Origin of the sequence: Agrobacterium tumefaciens, assembly GCF_031801495.1 — a bacterium.
Lineage (GTDB): Bacteria > Pseudomonadota > Alphaproteobacteria > Rhizobiales > Rhizobiaceae > Agrobacterium > Agrobacterium tumefaciens_K.
On record NZ_JAOEGC010000001.1, the window covers coordinates 858693 to 876679 of the forward strand.

The following is a 17987-nucleotide window of genomic DNA, read 5'->3' on the forward strand; positions in this document are numbered from 1 at the left end:
GAAGCCGTTTGGAAAGCTACCAGTAACCGGCAAACCCGCCAAGCCTTCCCCCGTAGCATCCATAGTCGGTCGATCGTGGCGTCCGGACTATCCTGAAAGTTTGAAACAGGTCGGCGTCATCGAGCTTTGCAGGGGAGAGGAAAGTGTCCAACGAGTAGCGGACCGACTGGGCGTATGCAGGCCGACATTGTACAACTGGAAAGATCAGCTAGTCGGTCATGATGCTACTTCATCCATGAAACGCCATGTGAAGTGGCTGACAGACATCACCGAGTTCGAGATCCCGGCTGGGAAGATCTACCTTTCGCCCATCATCAACTGCTTCGATGGCATGGTCATCAGTTGGTCGATTGGAACGCAGCCAGACGCGGGGCTGGCACCCTACTCACTAAATCGCATCACCGACCTGAGGGGTATTTTTGCGATCAGCGAGCCATCGTAGCGCACCACCTCGAACTGAGTGCCATCGAGCACCTCATCTCGAATGATTTTCTCGGCAAGCATTTCTCTCGCCGCCTTCAGAGCTTCAAGGCGGGCCTGTTCATCGCCTGAGAGTATCGCGCCTTCGTTGTCCTCTGATAGGCCCTCAGAGTCACGCAAGTGAAAGAAGTAACGAGGCATTTGATGGTGTCCTGAATTTACAGTCCCACGAAAACTCAGCATCACATGCATGGTTCCTCAATTCTCACGATAAGGCGCTCCCTATTGTAACCTTCCCGTGCTGAAGGCCTTTGGGAACAATCGCGATGGACACCTGTTAAGCGAGCAAAGAGCGAAGGGAGGACGGCCATATGTTACAAAGCTTCGAATCAAGGCGTATATTGATCTTTGAAAGGCAAGTGATACTGACACCGCGTGCAATGATCTTTTGCTCGGCGCAGGAGCCACCATCGTCGGTCCCGTTTCACCCTTGGTGGACGCGACCGAAACCCCGTTATCACGGGTGGTTGATGACGTGAATATCGAGATTGAATTCGACGAGTTTGCACCTGTCGAGTTACTGAAAAACTTGGATGCTGTCGGCCTCTACGTTCTAATCGATGACGTTGTTGAGGTCGCTAAGATTGGCCTTGCGCTGTTTTCTCCGCCGCGATCTCGAACGATACACTGATGTCAAGCTACTCGTGACCGGGACTTTCGGCCTGGGGAAACATTGGAGAGCCCAAATTCCACCAACGCGACATGGCGCATTGTGGCGATCAATTGAAAATCAATCTCGATCTCATCATTCGATGTGGGAAACGCTTCCAAAGTTTCAGCTATCGTTGCCTCGACGAGTTTGATCTGAAGTTCTTCGGAACTGGTGAAGCGCATCGCCCAAGGCAGCAGAAGAGTTCGGAGTGGGCATGCTTCGGTATAGGCTGGTTTACACATGGGTGCACTCCTAGCTAGGCAGGCGGGAGCACATAGTAACCCTCAGTCGGCATCGCCTACGAATTCGGTTGATGCCAATGGAATGAGGTTAACGCCCTTCTTCATCAAAAGCACCAGCGAATAATAGTGGGTCATAGATAGTCTAAAACCGACCGAAGACGGCTTGGGACGACTGGGAGATGTGTGCCGCTCAAGCAGTTTATTTCAACGCATAAGTAGCGTTTGTGAAAACGCTCCCACCCCTTTTTTGCGTTGAATGATAGAGGTCTTCGAACCTGCCAAGCTTTGTCCCGGAATGCCCCGACGTCGACGACACGACTATCCTCGCCCACTCGATGAGAGGCTGGATCACGGCTGGAGGCCCTGCGCGCGGGGTTGCGATGCATGAAAAATGGATTCGCGTTTGTGATCAGGAATGTCATTCTGGAATCCCCGGACATCGACAGACGTGTTTCGCCGTCAGTTCAAGGAGATGTGGCCGAGGCGAGCGCATTTTGCAATCTTGACATCCACGCGCGACAAAGCGCTCGGGGTGGCCGCCCGTGCGGCGCGTGCTGCCATTAAGAAACCGGCGGCCAGTCCATCATCCGGCAGGGCATCAATTTTCTGATGATTTGAGTCGTGTATCACCGCGATAAACATTCGGCTTCGCGCCCGTCAGTCGGCCAAATATTTTTCGGAATGCGGCCGGATCTGTATAACCCACTGAATATGCGATGCTCTCGACCGAACCATTCGTCGTCTCGAGCAACTGTCGCGCCTTCATGATGCGAACGTTCTGCAGATATTCGGTCAGTTTCAGCCGTGTCGCTCGGAAAAAGCGGCGCTGAAGTGTCCGCTCTGAAAGACGCACGCTCTCCGCCAATTCGCCGATCGACTTTTGCATCTCCGGTGCCGAATGAAACTGGTGCTGGACTTGCAGGACCTCTTTGTCGCCGTGATCGAAGCGCGGAAGGAAAGCCTTGTACTGGCTCTGACTGCGACGCGGCGGATCGACGACGAGAAAGCGTGCCGTCTCAAGCATTACGGCCTGTCCAAGCAGCTTCTCGACAAGCAGCAGACCAAGATCCGCCCAGGCGAGGATGCCGCCGGCGGTGATGACGTCACCGTCGTCGATGATCATGTTGTCGGGCGAGACGTCGATATTGGGAAACTGTTCGGCAAGCCTTTCGGCGAAAGCCCAGTGGGTCGTGGCGCGTCGGCCGTCAATGAGACCGGTCTCGGCAAGAACAAACGCTCCGGCACAGATCGAACAGACGGTGACGCCACGCGCATGCTGAGACGCTAGCCATTGCGACGCGGGACCCATACTCTGCATTTTCTCCGGCATTATGATGCTCGGTGGCGCAATAACGTAGCTCAGCGCGTGCGGAATTCCTGGGCGTGAATCCCATGTGCAGGACACATCCCCGTCCTCCATCTTCCAGTAGCTGACGCGGATGTTGCGAAGGCTTGTCGGCACCTGCAGATCCGTCGACCAGTCGCTGGCGACGCGAAACAGATCGGTCAATCCGTAAACGGCAGACAACTGGCAATCCGGGTAGACCAGCAACCCCACTTCGATGAAATCAGTCTCTTCGCGTTTTGCCACTTTTGCCTCGGATAAAGTCATTTCCGCCACGTGTTTCTGCCAGGCGATGGCGCTATGTTCTCTTTGTCAAATACGGAATTCGCAAACACAGCGCGACAGGAGAATTGCAATGGCATCCGAGACAGATCGATTTTTCGTGTCGAGGCGCAGCGTACTGATCGGAAGCATCGCACTTGCCAGCGTGAGCATCCCGGCGCTCGCCTTCTCACACAACTCTTCCACAAACAGTTCATCGCAAGGAGATATCGACATGGGCTTTGTAACCACCAAGGACGGCACTGAAATCTTTTACAAGGACTGGGGCCCGAAGGATGCCCAGCCGATCATGTTCCACCACGGCTGGCCCCTGTCGTCGGACGACTGGGACGCACAGATGCTGTTCTTCCTGTCGCAGGGTTTTCGCGTGATCGCCCATGACCGGCGTGGCCATGGCCGCTCCGCTCAGGTGGCCGACGGTCACGACATGGATCATTACGCCGCCGACGCCTTTGCCGTTGTCGAGGCGCTCGATCTGAAGAACGTCGTTCACATCGGTCACTCCACCGGTGGCGGTGAGGTTGCCCGTTACGTCGCAAAGCATGGCCAGCCGTCGGGCCGCGTCGCCAAGGCCGTTCTGGTTGCCGCGGTTCCGCCGCTGATGCTGAAGACGGCTGGCAATCCGGAAGGTCTGCCGATCGAGGTGTTCGACGGTTTCCGCTCGGCGCTTGCCGCCAACCGTGCGCAGTTCTTCCGCGATGTTCCGGCCGGCCCGTTCTACGGTTTCAACCGTGACGGTGCGACGGTTCAGGAAGGCGTGATCCAGAACTGGTGGNNGCGTCAGGGCATGATGGGCGGCGCCAAGGCCCATTACGACGGCATCAAGGCGTTTTCCGAGACCGACCAGACGGAAGACCTGAAGGCCATTACGGTTCCGACGCTGGTGCTGCATGGCGAAGACGACCAGATCGTGCCGATTGCCGATGCGGCGCACAAGGCGATCAAGCTTCTGGCGAACGGCACGCTGAAGACCTATCCCGGCTTCTCGCACGGCATGCTGACCGTCAATGCCGACGTGCTGAACGCCGATCTGCTCGCCTTCATCAAGGGCTGAAACGGCCAACGACAGACAAAGGGTGCGGCCAGCAAAGGTCGCGCCTTTTTTACATCACACGCTATTTTCTGATCTGGAATGTGTGTTCCTGTGCCGGAAAAACGCCATCTCGAACTTCTTTTGCGTAGGTTTCAACTGCATTCGAAACGAGTGGGCTCAGGTCGGCAAACCGTTTGACGAATTTCGGTTTGAAGTCGGTGAACAATCCCAGCATGTCGTCTGAGACGAGAACCTGTCCATCGCAGGCAGGCGACGCGCCGATCCCGATGGTCGGGGCGGCTACACTGGACGTGATCTCACGCGCAAGCGGTTCGACGGTTCCCTCCACGACAATTGCGAAAGCGCCAGCCTGATCGACCGCGACGGCGTCCCGCCGAATCTTTTCGGCTTCTGCATCCGTATGGCCGAGAGAACGGAACCCGCCAGCCGTATTGACCGACTGTGGCATCAGCCCGACATGACCGAACACCGGAATACCGCGTGCAACGAGGAAGGCGATGGTTTCGGCCATTTCTTCGCCGCCCTCCAGCTTCACTCCATCGCAGCCGGTTTCCTGCATCAGTCGCACCGCATTGCGAAACGCCTGTTCTTTCGATTCCTGATAACTGCCAAAAGGCAGGTCGACGATGACGCAGGAATGCTCGACGCCACGCATGACGGCACCGCCATGCGCGATCATCATGTCCATCGTCACGCCGACGGTAGTATCCATGCCGTAGAGCACCATGCCGAGCGAATCTCCGACGAGCAGCAGATCGCAATGGGGATCGAGCAGCCGGGCAATCGGCGTTGTATATGCTGTCAGACAGACGATGCGACCGTTGCCTTTCATCTTGCGGATGGACGCTGTTGTCAGCCGTTTCTCTTTTCCGTGGGTGCTCATCTCGCAGCCTTTCCATGGGGGGCTGCGCCCGCACCGATCACACGGTTGTCGAGAAGACGCGTCGAGCCGATTCGGACGAACAAGGCGACCAGCACCGGTCCCGATTGTAGCGATGTCAGCGGTTTCAGCGTCTGCGGATCGCAGACGGAAACGACTTCCGGCGCTGCTAGAGGTTCGTTTGCGATAAAGCGGGTGATCGCAGCTTCGAAAGCTGCCGGGTCATCGTTGCCTTCGGTATACAGGCGTTCGGCTTCATCGAGCGCGCGGGGCACGACGACGGCCGCGGCCCTCTGCTCGGTGTCGAGGTATACATTGCGCGACGAGCAGGCGAGGCCGTCCGCTTCGCGAACGGTTGGCACGGCGACGACGCGGACCGGCTGGGCAAGATCCTCGACCATCCGTTTGATCAGCGTGACCTGCTGGTAATCCTTCTCGCCGAAATAGGCGGCATCCGGCTGGACGAGGTTGAAGAGCTTCGTCACCACGGTCGCGACACCGGCGAAGTGTCCGGGGCGAACCGCACCTTCCAGCTGGCTGCCAAGTTCCGGAACATCGACGACCGTCAACATGGGGCGAGGGTACATTTCGCTGGTATCCGGAGCAAAGAGAATATCGACACCGGCGGCCTGAAGCATCGCGCTGTCGCGGTCGAGATCGCGTGGATAACGCGCCAGATCCTCGTTCGCGCCGAATTGTAGCGGGTTGACGAAAATGGAGACCACGGTGACGTCGTTTTCCGCCCTGGCATTGGCAACCAGCGTCATGTGTCCGATATGGAGAAAGCCCATTGTCGGTACGAAGCCGACCCTTTTTCCGTCGCGCCGGAATGCTGCGATGTGTTCGCGCAATTCCGCCACGGTTTTGACAAGGCGCATATCCTATCCCTCCCTGTTCCACCGGCGCGACCCGGCGAAAAGCAGCGGATAGAACTCGATTTGCCGCAAGGCGTCAACGCGTTACCCGGGATAATATCGATTAACCATCCGCGCCTCTTGTGGTTTCCGTGAACCAGCGTGGCTGTCGCCTTTCCGCAAAGGCTTTTCTGCCTTCAACGGCGTCATTGCTGCGGCTTATTTCGGCGATGGTCCTTTCAGCAAAAGCCAGCCGTTCCGCCGCTGCCATATCGCGCATCCTCAGCATGGCCTGTTTTCCGGCGGTAAGCGCGTTGGGTGAGTTTTGCCGTAACCGGGCTACTGTTTCCGCGATCACGTCATCGAGTTCACTCGATGAAACCGTACGGCTGACAAGGCCGCACGCTTCCGCTTCCGCTGCGCTGATCGGCTGTGCGAGATAAGCCATTTGCTGCAGGCTTCTAAGGGGCATTTTTTCCAGAAGTTTGGCCGCAACCATGGCCGGGAAAAGACCCACGCGCACCTCCGGCAGGCCGAATTCGGCGTGATCCGCCGCATAAGCGAGATCGCAGGCGGCAACGAGACCGATGCCGCCGGCCAGAACCCGGCCGCCAATGCGTGCGATCACGATCTTCTCGCAGCTCTCGACGGCGCGTATGACATCGGCGATCGGGTTCGTTCCGTCTGACGAAAGAAACATGCCGCCGGCATTTTCCTTGAGGTCGGCACCGGAGCAGAAGCTGCGCTCACCGCTTGCCGTTATCACCACGGCACGCAACGCCATATCGCGTGAGGCCGCGTTGATTGCGCGTGTGAGTGCCTCGGTCATCGCAACATTCAGGGCGTTGTGAACCTCCGGCCGGTTGAGGGTCAGCCACAGCACGTCGCCCCGTCTCTCGATAAGCAGTTCATTCGCCATGTGCTATCCTCCGGTTTACCGCTGCAAGCAGTGCCTTTCCCGCTTTGGACGCGTTTTCACGTCCAAGTAGGCGGCTGATCCAATCGCCGGTTTTCGCGACCGTCATCACGTCCACTCCGGTTTTTATGCCAAGGCCGTGCAGAAGATAGAGAACGTCTTCTGTGGCGACATTTCCGCTGGCACCCGGGGCAAAAGGACACCCCCCCAGTCCTGCAACGGAGCTGTCGAACGTGGAAATCCCTGCTTCCAGCGAGACGAGGATATTGGCAATTCCCTGACCATAGGTGTCGTGAAAGTGCATGGCCAGTTTGTCCCGTGGAGTATGTTCCGTCACGCGATCAATGATCCCGCTGATCTGGCCCGCAGTGCCGACGCCGATGGTGTCGCCAAGAGAAATCTCGTAGCATCCGATTGCCAGAAGCGCGTCCGCCATGGCGATTACGTTGTCGGGAGAGACAGTGCCATCATAAGGGCAGCCTGCGATACAGGACACATATCCCCGCATCTTGATGTGCTGGCTGGCTGCTTTGTCCGCTACCTCCCGCAACCGCCCCAGACTTTCCGCTCGCGAGCAGCCGATATTTTGCTGGCTGAAACCCTCTGACGCCGAAACGAAAACCGCGATTTCACTCACACCCGCCTCTAGCGCAGCGTCCAGCCCCTTCATATTTGGAACAAGGGCGGGATAGGCAACGCCGGGACGTCGTTCGAGCGCCAGAAAGACATCTGTTGAATCCGCCATCTGCGGGATCCGTTTGGGTGAAACGAACGCGCCTGTCTCGACTGCTGGCAGACCGGATGCCGCAAGGCGCTCGATCAATTCGACTTTCACGGCGGTTGTAACATGCCTGACTTCGTTCTGAAGGCCATCACGCGGTCCGACTTCAACGATTTTCACGGCGGTGGGCCAGCCCATCTCAGTTGGCCTCCGGCTCGAAATCAAGCAGGACGGTTCCAGCCTGAACCATGTCGCCCTCTGCGCAGTTGAACGTGATGATTTTGCCGCTGGAGGGAGCACGGATGGTATGCTCCATCTTCATCGCCTCCATGACGACGAGGGCATCTCCTGCCTTGACGGCAGAACCGTTTTTGCCGAGCACCGAGCGAATGAGGCCGGGCATCGGAGCTTCCAGCCCGCCGGACGGTGTTTCATCAGCCTCGTCATCGCCATGATCGGTCTGCGCGACGCGATAGTGTTTTCCTGCTGTGAGGAGATCGTGGATGTGGTCGCCTGCAAGGAAAAAGCCTTTGTCCTGCCGGTCGTTGATGGTGGCTCGGAGCTTTCCATCTTCCTCAAGCGTGCCTGAGAGACGGATTGGCTTTCCATCGATATCCAGAGTGAAGCCATCATCTTCATGCGTTATTGGTGCCGCGAATTCGTTTTCCCCGAGCGTGAAACGCAGCACTTCGCGCGCGGGACCATTCAGCCGAAAGGCATTCATGGCGTTCCATGGGCTGTAGGCATCGCCTTCATCTGGGACTGCACGACTTTTACGAAGCAGAAGCAGTCCGAGAACCGCCATGGCGATTTCCGTCTCTTCAGATATTTGAGGTGCGAAGAGCGTCGTTTCGTTGCGGCCAATGAACCCGGTATCGAGATCCGCCTTGGCGAAGGCTTCAAGTTCCGCAAGTCTCGCCAGAAAGGAGGCGTTGCTGGTGACGCCGGCAACGGCCAGATTTTCGAGCGCGAGGCGCAGGCGGCTTACCGCTGAGGAACGGTCCTTATCCCAGACGATCAGCTTGGCAATCATCGGATCGTAATGCACCGAAATGCTGTCTCCCGCCCTTATGCCGCTGTCGATCCTGATGTGCGGTGTTTCAGCAGGGAAAACGAGATGATGGACGGTGCCGGTCGAGGGCAGGAAATCATTTGCCGGGTCCTCCGCATAGAGCCTCACCTCGATCGCGTGGCCGTCGATGCGAAGCGATGACCAGTCTTGCGGCAGAGCTTCTCCATCCGCCACACGGATCTGCCACTCGACAAGATCAAGACCGGTGATGAACTCCGTTACCGGGTGCTCTACCTGGAGCCGCGTGTTCATTTCCATGAAATAGAAATCGCCGGAGGCATCCAGAAGAAATTCGATCGTTCCGGCACCGCGATAATCGATGGCGCGGGCCGCTGCGATCGCGGCATCGTACATGCGCTGGCGCAGCCTATCGGATAGGCCGGGGGCAGGGGCTTCCTCGATGACTTTCTGATGGCGGCGCTGGATGGAGCAATCGCGCTCGAACAGAGAAACGCAGTTACCATGCCCATCGGCGAAAACCTGCACTTCCACATGCCGCGGCCGGGCGAGGTATTTTTCGATCAGCATGCGGTCGTCGCCAAAGGCCGCAAGCGCCTCTCGTTTCGCGCCCGCCAGTTCCGCGGCGAAGTCCGCCTGCCGGGTGACGACGCGCATGCCCTTGCCACCACCACCCGCGGATGCCTTTATCAGCACGGGATAGCTGATACGTTCGGCTTCAGATTCCAGTTTTTCTTGCGTCTGGTCTTCGCCGTGATAGCCCGGTACGACTGGAACGCCCGCATCGGCCATCAGCGCCTTGGCTTCGCTTTTTCCACCCATGGCTCGTATCGCGTTGGCGGATGGACCGATGAAGACCAGACCTGCCTGGGTAGAAGCTTCCGCAAAATCGGCATTTTCCGAAAGGAAACCGTACCCAGGGTGGATTGCTTGCGCGCCGCTTCTGCGCGCTACCTCGATGATCTTTCCGCCATCGAGATAGGAGGAGCGGGCCGGTGCCGAGCCGATCTCGAACGCTTCATCCGCCATCGACACATGCAGCGCGTTGCGATCTGCCTCGGAATAGACGGCAACGGTGGCGATACCCATCCTGCGGGCGGTGCGGATGATCCGGCAGGCAATTTCACCACGGTTGGCAATCAGTATTTTTGAAAACATGACCGCCTCACATCCTGAAAATGCCGAAGGAGGTGCGCTCGACCGGCGCATTCAGCGCTGCGGAAAGGCCAAGGCCGAGCACAAGGCGCGTGTCTTTCGGGTCGATGATGCCGTCATCCCATAGTCTTGCACTGGCGTAGTATGGATGCCCCTCCCGCTCGTATTTTTCACGGATCGGCTTCTTGAAGGCATCTTCGTCTTCGGTGGGCCAGCTTTTGCCTTCCGTCTCCATGCCGTCGCGTTTGACCTGCGCCAGAACGGATGCCGCCTGCTCTCCGCCCATCACCGAAATACGGGCATTCGGCCACATCCACAGAAACCTTGGGGAGTAGGCACGCCCGCACATTCCGTAGTTGCCCGCGCCGAAAGAGCCGCCGATGATGACGGTGAATTTTGGAACGTGGGCGCAGGCGACGGCGGTGACCAGCTTTGCGCCATCCTTGGCAATGCCGCCTGCCTCGTACGCCTTGCCCACCATGAAGCCGGTAATGTTCTGAAGGAAAATCAGCGGAATGCCGCGCTGGCAGCATAACTCTATGAAATGTGCGCCCTTTAGCGCCGATTCAGAAAAGAGGATGCCGTTGTTGGCGACGATACCGACCGGATAGCCGTGGATACGGGCAAAGCCACAGACCAGCGTCGTGCCGTATAACGCCTTGAATTCATCGAACTCGGAAGCATCTACCAGCCGCGCGATGATCTCCCTTACCTCAAAGGGTTTGCGGGTGTCGGTTGGTACGATCCCGTAGAGTTCTTCCGTTGGGTAAAGCGGTTCCACGATGGGGTGGATAGCAAGGCTCACCCGCTTGCGTCGGTTGAGATTCGCGACGATGCGCCGGGTGATAGCCAGAGCATGCCGGTCGTCGCGGGCGTAGTAGTCCGTGACACCCGACTGGCGGGAATGAACCTCTGCCCCGCCCAGTTCCTCCGCCGTCACCACCTCGCCGGTGGCGGCCTTCACCAATGGTGGCCCGCCGAGGAAGATCGTGCCCTGATTTCTGACGATGACCGACTGGTCGCTCATGGCAGGGACATAGGCGCCGCCCGCCGTGCAGCTTCCCATCACAATGGCGATCTGGGCAATGCCCTCGGCCGACATGGTTGCCTGATTGTAGAAGATGCGGCCGAAATGATCGCGATCCGGGAAAACCTCATCCTGATTGGGAAGGTTCGCACCGCCCGAATCCACCAGATAGATGCAGGGCAAGCGATTTTCGCGGGCGATTTCCTGCGCCCTCAGATGCTTCTTCACCGTCAGCGGATAATAGGTTCCGCCTTTCACCGTCGCATCATTGGCAACGATCATGCACTCCTGTCCTGAAACGCGTCCGATGCCGGTCACGATGCCGGCGGCGGGAACCGTTTCGTCGTACACCCCGTAGGCGGCAAATTGGGAAAGTTCGAGGAACGGGCTGCCCGGATCGAGAAGTGCATCGATACGATCCCGCACCAGAAGCTTGCCGCGAGCCAGATGTTTTGCGCGCGCTCTTTCTCCGCCACCCTCGCTGATCCGTTTCACATGCTGTTTCAGGTCCTTGACGAGACCGGACATGAACGCACTGTTGGCGGTGAATGTGGGATCACGTGAGAGATTGGATGACAGCTTCATGGCGATCCTCACATGTTGCCTTTGACGAGTTCCCGGCCGATCAGCATCCGGCGGATTTCGCTGGTGCCTGCGCCGATCTCGTAGAGCTTGGCATCGCGCAGCAGGCGTCCCGCCGGGCTTTCGTTGACGTAGCCGGAACCTCCAAGAAGCTGGATCGCGTCGAGTGCGACGTGTGTGGCGCGCTCGGCGGCGAATAGGATCGCGCCCGCCGCGTCCTGCCGGGTGATCCGGCCATTGTCGCAAGCTTTCGCAACCGCGTAGACATAGGCGCGGGATGCGTTCATGGCGGCATAGATGTCAGCCAGTTTTCCCTGCACAAGCTGGAATTCACCGATCGGCTTGCCGAACTGCCGGCGCTCCCGGCTATAGGGCAGCACAAGATCGATGGCCGCCTGCATGATACCGACCGGACCTGCGGCAAGGACCGCGCGTTCATAATCAAGACCGCTCATCAGCACGGTGACGCCATCGTTGAGTTTGCCGAGAATGTTGTCCTCCGGCACCTCGCAATCTTCAAAGACGAGTTCGGACGTGGGCGAGCCGCGCATGCCGAGCTTGTCGAGTTTCTGGGCAGGACGAAAACCCTTGAAGCTTCTTTCGATCAGGAAGGCGGTAATGCCACGTGGACCGGCGTTGGCATCCGTCTTGGCGTAGACCACCAGAGTATCGGCCTCGTGGCCATTGGTGATCCACATCTTCGCGCCGTTCAGCACAAATTTGTCGCCTTTGCGCTCGGCTTTCAGCCGCATCGAAACCACGTCAGATCCGGCCTCCGTTTCGCTCATGGCGAGCGATCCGACATGTTCACCTGAGATCAGCTTCGGCAGATAGCGCTGCCTCTGGTCTTGCGTTCCCCAACGATGGATCTGGTTGATGCAGAGATTGGAATGTGCGCCATAGGACAGACCGACGGAGGCCGAGGCGCGGCTGATCTCCTCCATCGCCACGCAATGGGCGAGATAACCCATGTTTGCGCCGCCATAGTCTTCGGAAGCGGTTATACCGTGCAGGCCGAGTTGGCCCATCTCGGGCCAGAGTTGACGTGGAAATCGATCCTCCCGGTCGATCATGTCTGCCAGTGGCGCGATCCTGTCGTCGGCAAAGGTACGCACTGTTTCCCGTAGCGCGGCAATCTCGGGTGCAAGATCGGCATCGAAAATGGCGGCGAGGTTCAGGCTCATCGCGTTATGTCCTCCTCCGGCGGCTCTTCCACACCGCCCTGTTACAGAAAACCAGCACCTCCTCCGCGCTGGCCTTCCCTTTTATGTGTTGTCGCCCCCTGTAAAAGCGGCCGAGCGGCGCACGAATGTCTTGATGGCAAAATTGGACTGGATGCGTGCCACACCGGGAACGGTCGTCAGGAAATCCAGAAGCTGCTGGTAATGTGGCAGGTCGCGCACCATCGCGTGAATGAGATAATCGGAACTGCCGCTCGTCTGGTAGCCGCCCACGACTTCCGGAATGGAGGCGACGTGATGCTCGAAAGTCGTCAGGGCTTCCTTGATCTGTCGTTCAAGCGTTACGGAAATGAAGACGCCCATATTGCCGAGCAGGCGGTTCTCATCGAACACCGCAGTATAACCACGAATGATGCCTTCTTCTTCCAGCTTGCGGACACGCCGCAACGTTGGCGTGAAGGAAAGACCGATGCGGGATGCCAGGTCGCGCCAGCTTATCCGGCCGTCATCGCCGAGCACATTCAGAATCTTCTGGTCGAAACTGTCGAGCTCAATCATGGATCATATGCTCTATGATATGCCGTATCGTTGGATCAAAGATATCGCCATTGTGAAAACTGTCAATCAAAATAGCTTTGAAATGAATTCGCGATAGTGATAGCGTTCATGGTGTCGCAGCCTTGGAGGAGGTTGAGGCAGACGTTCGGCTCTTTCCAGGGAGGTGGAAAGTGACTGCACATGATCCCATCGTCATCGTTGGGGCCGCCCGCACGGCTATGGGTGGTTTTCAGGGTGAACTCAGTTCGGTTGTTGCCCCGGCGTTGGGTGCAGCGGCTATCCGTGCTGCCACCGAACGATCCACTATCGCTCTTTCAGATATCGATGATGTCGCACTGGGCTGTGTGCTGACGGCGGGGCAGGGACAGGCGCCCGCTCGGCAGGCGGCTATTGCCTCAGGCATTCCCTATTCGGCCAGCGCGGTGACCATCAACAAGATGTGCGGATCGGGCATGCGGGCAGTCATGCTGGGGCATGATCAGATCGCTGCCGGGACTTCTTCCGTCGTTGTGGCTGGCGGCATGGAAAGCATGAGCAACGCTCCCTATCTGCTGGATCGTGCCCGCAGCGGCTATCGCCTCGGCCATGGCAAACTGACGGACCACATGTTTCTCGATGGGCTGGAAGACGCCTACGACAAGGGACGTCTGATGGGCACCTTTGCCGAAGATTGCGCCGAAGCCTATCAGTTCACACGCGAGATGCAGGATGCATACGCTCTTACTTCGCTGGAACGGGCGCGGCACGCGATAGCGACGGGTGCCTTTGCGGAGGAGATCGCGCCTGTCGGCGATGTTGCCCTCGACGAACAGCCCGGCAAGGCGAAGCCTGAAAAGATTCCGCTTCTGAAACCGGCCTTTCGTGATGGCGGTACGGTAACTGCCGCAAATTCCAGCTCCATTTCGGATGGCGCTGCGGCGCTGGTGTTGATGCGCCGGTCGGACGCTGAAAAACGCGGCTTGCAGCCATTGGCGACGATTGCCGGTCACGCGACATTTGCGGATGCGCCTGCAAAATTCCCGACGGCACCGATTGGAGCGATCCGGCGGCTGGCGGACCGGACCGGCTGGGCGGTTGGGGACGTTGACCTCTTCGAAATCAACGAAGCCTTCGCGGTTGTGGCGATGGCCGCGATGCGCGATCTCGATCTGCCGCACGACAAGGTGAACGTGCATGGCGGCGCCTGTGCTCTCGGTCATCCGATAGGAGCTTCCGGCGCGCGTATCGTCGTGACGCTGCTTGCGGCACTCAGGCGCTACGATCTGAAGCGTGGTGTTGCCGGCGTTTGTATCGGCGGTGGCGAGGCGACCGCAATCGCCATTGAACGGACTTAAATGGGCGGAGGTGATGCTGAAAGGCGTCCGTCAACAGATCAGAGCTGTGACCCGCATCGGATGAGGCCAGCCGCAGGTGTTCGTAACCGGGAGAGCCGGTTTTGGAAGGGTGAACTGAATGAGATGGGAGGAGTAGAATGGACATGACCGAAGCCACCCGCCTGAGCCTGCATGTTCCAGAGCCTGCGGTTCGTCCGGGCGATCACCCGGATTTTTCCAATGTGAAAATCCAGAGGGCGGGGGCGGTTGCCCGGCCGGAGGTGGATGCCGCACCCGAAACCATCCGCGATCTCGCCTATTCCATCATTCGTGTCCTCAATCATGAGGGGGAGGCGGTCGGGCCGTGGGCGGGGCTGCTTTCGGATGAGGAACTGCTGACGGGGCTTCGCAACATGATGCGGCTTCGCGCCTTCGATGCCCGGATGCTGATGGCGCAGCGACAGGGCAAGACATCTTTTTATATGCAGCATCTGGGTGAGGAGGCCGTAAGCTGCGCTTTCCGTAAGGCGCTTACCAAGGGCGACATGAATTTTCCGACCTACCGGCAGGCGGGTCTGCTGATTGCCGACGATTACCCGCTGCTGACGATGATGAACCAGATCTTCTCCAATGAGCATGACCCGCTGCACGGGCGGCAGCTGCCGGTGCTCTATTCCTCGAAAGAGCACGGCTTCTTCACCGTTTCCGGTAATCTCGCCACGCAATATGTTCAGGCGGTAGGCTGGGCCATGGCGTCTGCGATCAAGGGCGACACGAAAATCGCTGCGGCGTGGATCGGCGACGGATCGACGGCTGAGTCGGATTTCCATTCCGCGCTGGTCTTCGCCTCTACCTACAAGGCGCCTGTCATCCTGAACATCGTCAACAACCAGTGGGCCATTTCCACCTTCCAGGGCATTGCGCGTGGCGGGTCAGGTACATTCGCTGCACGCGGGCTGGGCTTCGGCATTCCCGCCCTTCGCGTCGATGGCAACGATTATCTTGCGGTCTATGCCGTGGCGCGATGGGCAGCGGAGCGTGCCCGCCGCAATCTTGGCCCGACGCTGATCGAATACGTGACCTATCGTGTTGGCGCGCACTCCACCTCCGATGATCCAAGCGTTTATCGGCCGAAAGACGAATCCGAGGCCTGGCCGCTTGGCGATCCCGTTCTGCGACTGAAGAAGCACCTCATCCTTCGGGATGTTTGGTCGGAGGAACGCCACCGTCAGGCCGAGGCCGAGATCATGGATGAGGTGATCGAGGCGCAGCGGGAGGCGGAGAGCCACGGCACGCTCCATGCCGGTGCCAAACCGCCGACAAAGGACATTTTCGAGGGCGTCTATGCCGAGATGCCGCCGCACCTGCGCCGTCAGCGTGAAAAAGCGGGGTACTGATATGACAAGAATGACGATGATCGAAGCGGTTCGCAGCGCCATGGACGTATCGATGGGGCGAGACGATAACGTCGTGGTCTTCGGTGAGGATGTCGGCTATTTCGGTGGGGTGTTCCGCGCCACGCAGGGGCTTCAGGCGAAATACGGCCGGACCCGCTGTTTCGATGCGCCGATCAGCGAGTCAGGCATCGTCGGCACGGCCATCGGCATGGCTGCCTACGGTCTGCGGCCCTGCGTCGAGATACAGTTCGCGGATTATATGTATCCCGCCTACGATCAGATCACCCAGGAAGCCGCTCGCATCCGCTATCGCTCAAACGGCGATTTCACATGTCCGATCGTTCTGCGCATGCCGACCGGCGGGGGTATCTTCGGCGGGCAGACGCACAGCCAGAGCCCTGAAGCGCTTTTCACCCATGTTTGCGGGTTGAAAGTGGTTGTTCCCTCTAATCCGCATGATGCGAAGGGATTACTGATTGCCGCCATCGAAGACCCCGACCCGGTGATGTTTCTGGAACCGAAGCGGCTCTACAACGGGCCTTTCGACGGCCATCATGACCGACCGGTCACGTCCTGGGCGAAACATGAGCTGGGTGAAGTGGCGGAAGGCCATTACACCGTGCCGATCGGTAAGGCGGTCATCCGGCGTCCTGGGGAAGATGTCACGGTCATCGCCTATGGCACCATGGTGCATGTGGCGCTCGCTGCCGCGGAAGAGACGGGCGTAAATGCCGAGGTCATCGATCTGCGGAGCCTGTTACCGCTTGATCTGGATACCATTGTCCAATCGGTCGCCAAGACTGGCCGTTGTGTCATGGTGCACGAGGCGACGCTGACATCCGGCTTCGGTGCCGAAGTCGTGTCGCTGGTTCAAGACCATTGTTTCTACCACCTCGAGGCTCCCATCGTTCGCGTTGCCGGTTGGGATACGCCTTACCCGCATGCGCAGGAATGGGATTATTTTCCAGGTCCGGCCCGTGTCGGGCGCGCACTCGTCGAAGTCATGGAGGCCTGAAGAATGACGGAATACGTTCTGACGATGCCCGATGTTGGGGAAGGCGTTGCGGAGGCCGAACTGGTCGAATGGCATGTCAAACCCGGTGATCCGGTTCATGAAGACATGGTGCTGGCGGCGGTGATGACCGACAAGGCAACGGTTGAAATTCCCTCGCCGGTTAATGGTCGGGTCACCTGGCTGGGGGCGGATGTCGGCGAGCTGATCGCAGTGAAAGCGCCATTGCTGCGGATCGAAACCGATGCCGCTGCCGAGCAGCCGGTCGAGCGCGATGTTCAGGCTGAGGCTCCGTCCGACATGACGGAGGAGCCGCCCGCCGTCGAAACTCGGCCTGCCGTCTCGCAAACGGAGGATGTTTCGCCGTCGCAAGCGCCCCATCACGACAAACCCTTGGCGTCCCCTGCAGTCCGACAGCGCGCCGACGATCTCGATCTCGATCTTCATGATATAACCGGCACCGGCACGGAAGGACACATCACCCACGCCGACCTCGACGCATTCCTTTTGAAGAGGTCGCGATCTGAGCAGCATCTTGCGGCGTCGCCGGGGGATAGCGCCGTGGAGCAGGTGAAGATGACCGGGCTGCGGCGCAAGATCGCCGAGAAGATGGCGTTGTCCGTGTCCCGTATTCCGCACATCACCTATGTCGAGGAAATCGACGTGACAGATGTGGAGGATCTGCGGGCGACCATGAACGGCAATCGCAGGCCCGGTCAGCCCAAGCTGACGATCCTGCCGTTCCTGATGCGTGCCATGGTCAAAGCAATTTCCGACCAACCGGGGATGAACGCCACCTTCGATGATGAAACGGGTGTCATCAGTCACTATAGCGCGGTTCATATCGGCATCGCGACGCAGACGCCTGCCGGTCTGGTCGTGCCGGTCGTCTGCCACACGGAAGCGCGCGGTCTATGGGACTGCGCCGAAGAACTGGCTCGCGTTGCGGATGCTGCCCGCAAGGGTACCGCGAAGCGAGAGGAACTGTCAGGATCCACCATTACCGTCAGTTCACTGGGGGCTCTTGGCGGCATCGCGTCAACACCGGTTATCAATCATCCGGAGGTGGCGATCATAGGTGTCAACAAGATCGTCACGCGGCCGGTCTGGGATGGCAATCAGTTCGTGCCGCGTAAAATGATGAACCTTTCGTCGAGTTTCGATCATCGGGTGGTCGACGGTTGGGATGCTGCCGTCTTCATCCAGAAAATAAAGGCTCTTCTTGAAAAGCCAGCCCTGATCTTCATTGAAGAGTGACAGTCTTGTCTACTGATTAGGCGGGAAAAACCGGAGCGATAGAGGGCGC

The 17987-nt window shown here is 58.7% G+C and carries 16 protein-coding genes and 1 pseudogene; 6 read left to right on the top strand and 11 right to left on the bottom strand.

Annotated features, from left to right (window positions below; translation table 11 throughout):
* Nucleotides 1–381 precede the first annotated feature (381 nt).
* A complete protein-coding gene (locus N7578_RS03995) occupies nt 382–621 on the bottom strand; it encodes a DUF6894 family protein (RefSeq protein ID WP_311109008.1) in 240 nt (79 codons plus the stop codon).
* 492 nt (nt 622–1113) lie between these two features.
* Nucleotides 1114–1374 carry a hypothetical protein gene (locus N7578_RS04000; protein WP_311109009.1) on the bottom strand — a complete coding sequence of 87 codons (261 nt, stop codon included), beginning with the start codon at nt 1372–1374 and terminating at the stop codon, nt 1114–1116.
* A gap of 299 nt (nt 1375–1673) precedes the next feature.
* On the opposite strand from N7578_RS04000, the pseudogene N7578_RS04005 reads away from it, so the two are divergent.
* Nucleotides 1674–1912: pseudogene (locus tag N7578_RS04005) on the top strand (alpha/beta hydrolase); the annotation flags it as partial.
* A 60-nt stretch (nt 1913–1972) separates the two neighbouring features.
* On the opposite strand, the gene N7578_RS04010 reads toward N7578_RS04005, so the two are convergent.
* A complete protein-coding gene (locus N7578_RS04010) occupies nt 1973–2965 on the bottom strand; it encodes a GlxA family transcriptional regulator (protein ID WP_311109010.1) in 993 nt (330 codons plus the stop codon).
* A gap of 250 nt (nt 2966–3215) precedes the next feature.
* Between N7578_RS04010 and N7578_RS04015 the strand changes: the two genes are divergently transcribed.
* A complete protein-coding gene (locus tag N7578_RS04015; protein WP_311110048.1) occupies nt 3216–4055 on the top strand; it encodes an alpha/beta hydrolase in 840 nt (279 codons plus the stop codon).
* 61 nt (nt 4056–4116) lie between these two features.
* On the opposite strand, the gene panB is transcribed toward N7578_RS04015, so the two are convergent.
* The 8 genes from panB to N7578_RS04055 all read right to left on the bottom strand — a co-directional run bounded on the left by panB (nt 4117) and on the right by N7578_RS04055 (nt 12959).
* Nucleotides 4117–4938 carry a 3-methyl-2-oxobutanoate hydroxymethyltransferase gene (gene panB / locus N7578_RS04020; protein WP_311109011.1) on the bottom strand — a complete coding sequence of 274 codons (822 nt, stop codon included), beginning with the start codon at nt 4936–4938 and terminating at the stop codon, nt 4117–4119.
* Nucleotides 4935–5813, bottom strand: a complete 879-nt coding sequence (gene panC, locus N7578_RS04025) for a pantoate--beta-alanine ligase (protein ID WP_311109012.1) — start codon at nt 5811–5813, stop codon at nt 4935–4937. The genes panB and panC overlap by 4 nt, the downstream gene beginning before the upstream one ends.
* A 100-nt stretch (nt 5814–5913) precedes the next feature.
* The gene (locus N7578_RS04030; RefSeq protein ID WP_311109013.1) at nt 5914–6708 is read right to left on the bottom strand and encodes an enoyl-CoA hydratase-related protein; all 795 of its coding nucleotides are present in this window, start codon (nt 6706–6708) and stop codon (nt 5914–5916) included.
* Nucleotides 6698–7624 carry a hydroxymethylglutaryl-CoA lyase gene (locus N7578_RS04035; RefSeq protein ID WP_311109014.1) on the bottom strand — a complete coding sequence of 309 codons (927 nt, stop codon included), beginning with the start codon at nt 7622–7624 and terminating at the stop codon, nt 6698–6700. The genes N7578_RS04030 and N7578_RS04035 overlap by 11 nt, the downstream gene beginning before the upstream one ends.
* Nucleotide 7625: 1 nt before the next feature.
* Nucleotides 7626–9614 carry an acetyl/propionyl/methylcrotonyl-CoA carboxylase subunit alpha gene (locus tag N7578_RS04040; protein ID WP_311109015.1) on the bottom strand — a complete coding sequence of 663 codons (1989 nt, stop codon included), beginning with the start codon at nt 9612–9614 and terminating at the stop codon, nt 7626–7628.
* 7 nt (nt 9615–9621) lie between these two features.
* Entirely contained in the window at nt 9622–11223 is a 1602-nt protein-coding gene (locus N7578_RS04045; RefSeq protein ID WP_311109016.1) for a carboxyl transferase domain-containing protein, read from the bottom strand.
* An 8-nt stretch (nt 11224–11231) separates the two neighbouring features.
* The gene (locus tag N7578_RS04050; protein WP_311109017.1) at nt 11232–12404 is read right to left on the bottom strand and encodes an isovaleryl-CoA dehydrogenase; all 1173 of its coding nucleotides are present in this window, start codon (nt 12402–12404) and stop codon (nt 11232–11234) included.
* An 81-nt stretch (nt 12405–12485) separates the two neighbouring features.
* On the bottom strand, nt 12486–12959 hold the full coding sequence (locus N7578_RS04055) for an Lrp/AsnC family transcriptional regulator (protein ID WP_311109018.1): 474 nt from the start codon (nt 12957–12959) through the stop codon (nt 12486–12488).
* Nucleotides 12960–13129: 170 nt separating this feature from the next.
* Between N7578_RS04055 and N7578_RS04060 the strand changes: the two genes are divergently transcribed.
* The 4 genes from N7578_RS04060 to N7578_RS04075 all read left to right on the top strand — a co-directional run bounded on the left by N7578_RS04060 (nt 13130) and on the right by N7578_RS04075 (nt 17938).
* Nucleotides 13130–14293 carry an acetyl-CoA C-acyltransferase gene (locus N7578_RS04060; RefSeq protein WP_311109019.1) on the top strand — a complete coding sequence of 388 codons (1164 nt, stop codon included), beginning with the start codon at nt 13130–13132 and terminating at the stop codon, nt 14291–14293.
* Nucleotides 14294–14436: 143 nt separating this feature from the next.
* On the top strand, nt 14437–15669 hold the full coding sequence (locus N7578_RS04065) for a 3-methyl-2-oxobutanoate dehydrogenase (2-methylpropanoyl-transferring) subunit alpha (RefSeq protein ID WP_311110049.1): 1233 nt from the start codon (nt 14437–14439) through the stop codon (nt 15667–15669).
* Nucleotide 15670: 1 nt separating this feature from the next.
* Nucleotides 15671–16684, top strand: a complete 1014-nt coding sequence (locus tag N7578_RS04070; RefSeq protein ID WP_311109020.1) for an alpha-ketoacid dehydrogenase subunit beta — start codon at nt 15671–15673, stop codon at nt 16682–16684.
* Between the two features lie 3 nt (nt 16685–16687).
* Nucleotides 16688–17938: a dihydrolipoamide acetyltransferase family protein gene (locus N7578_RS04075; RefSeq protein WP_311109021.1), complete on the top strand. Its 1251-nt coding sequence runs from the start codon at nt 16688–16690 to the stop codon at nt 17936–17938.
* Nucleotides 17939–17987: the final 49 nt, after the last annotated feature.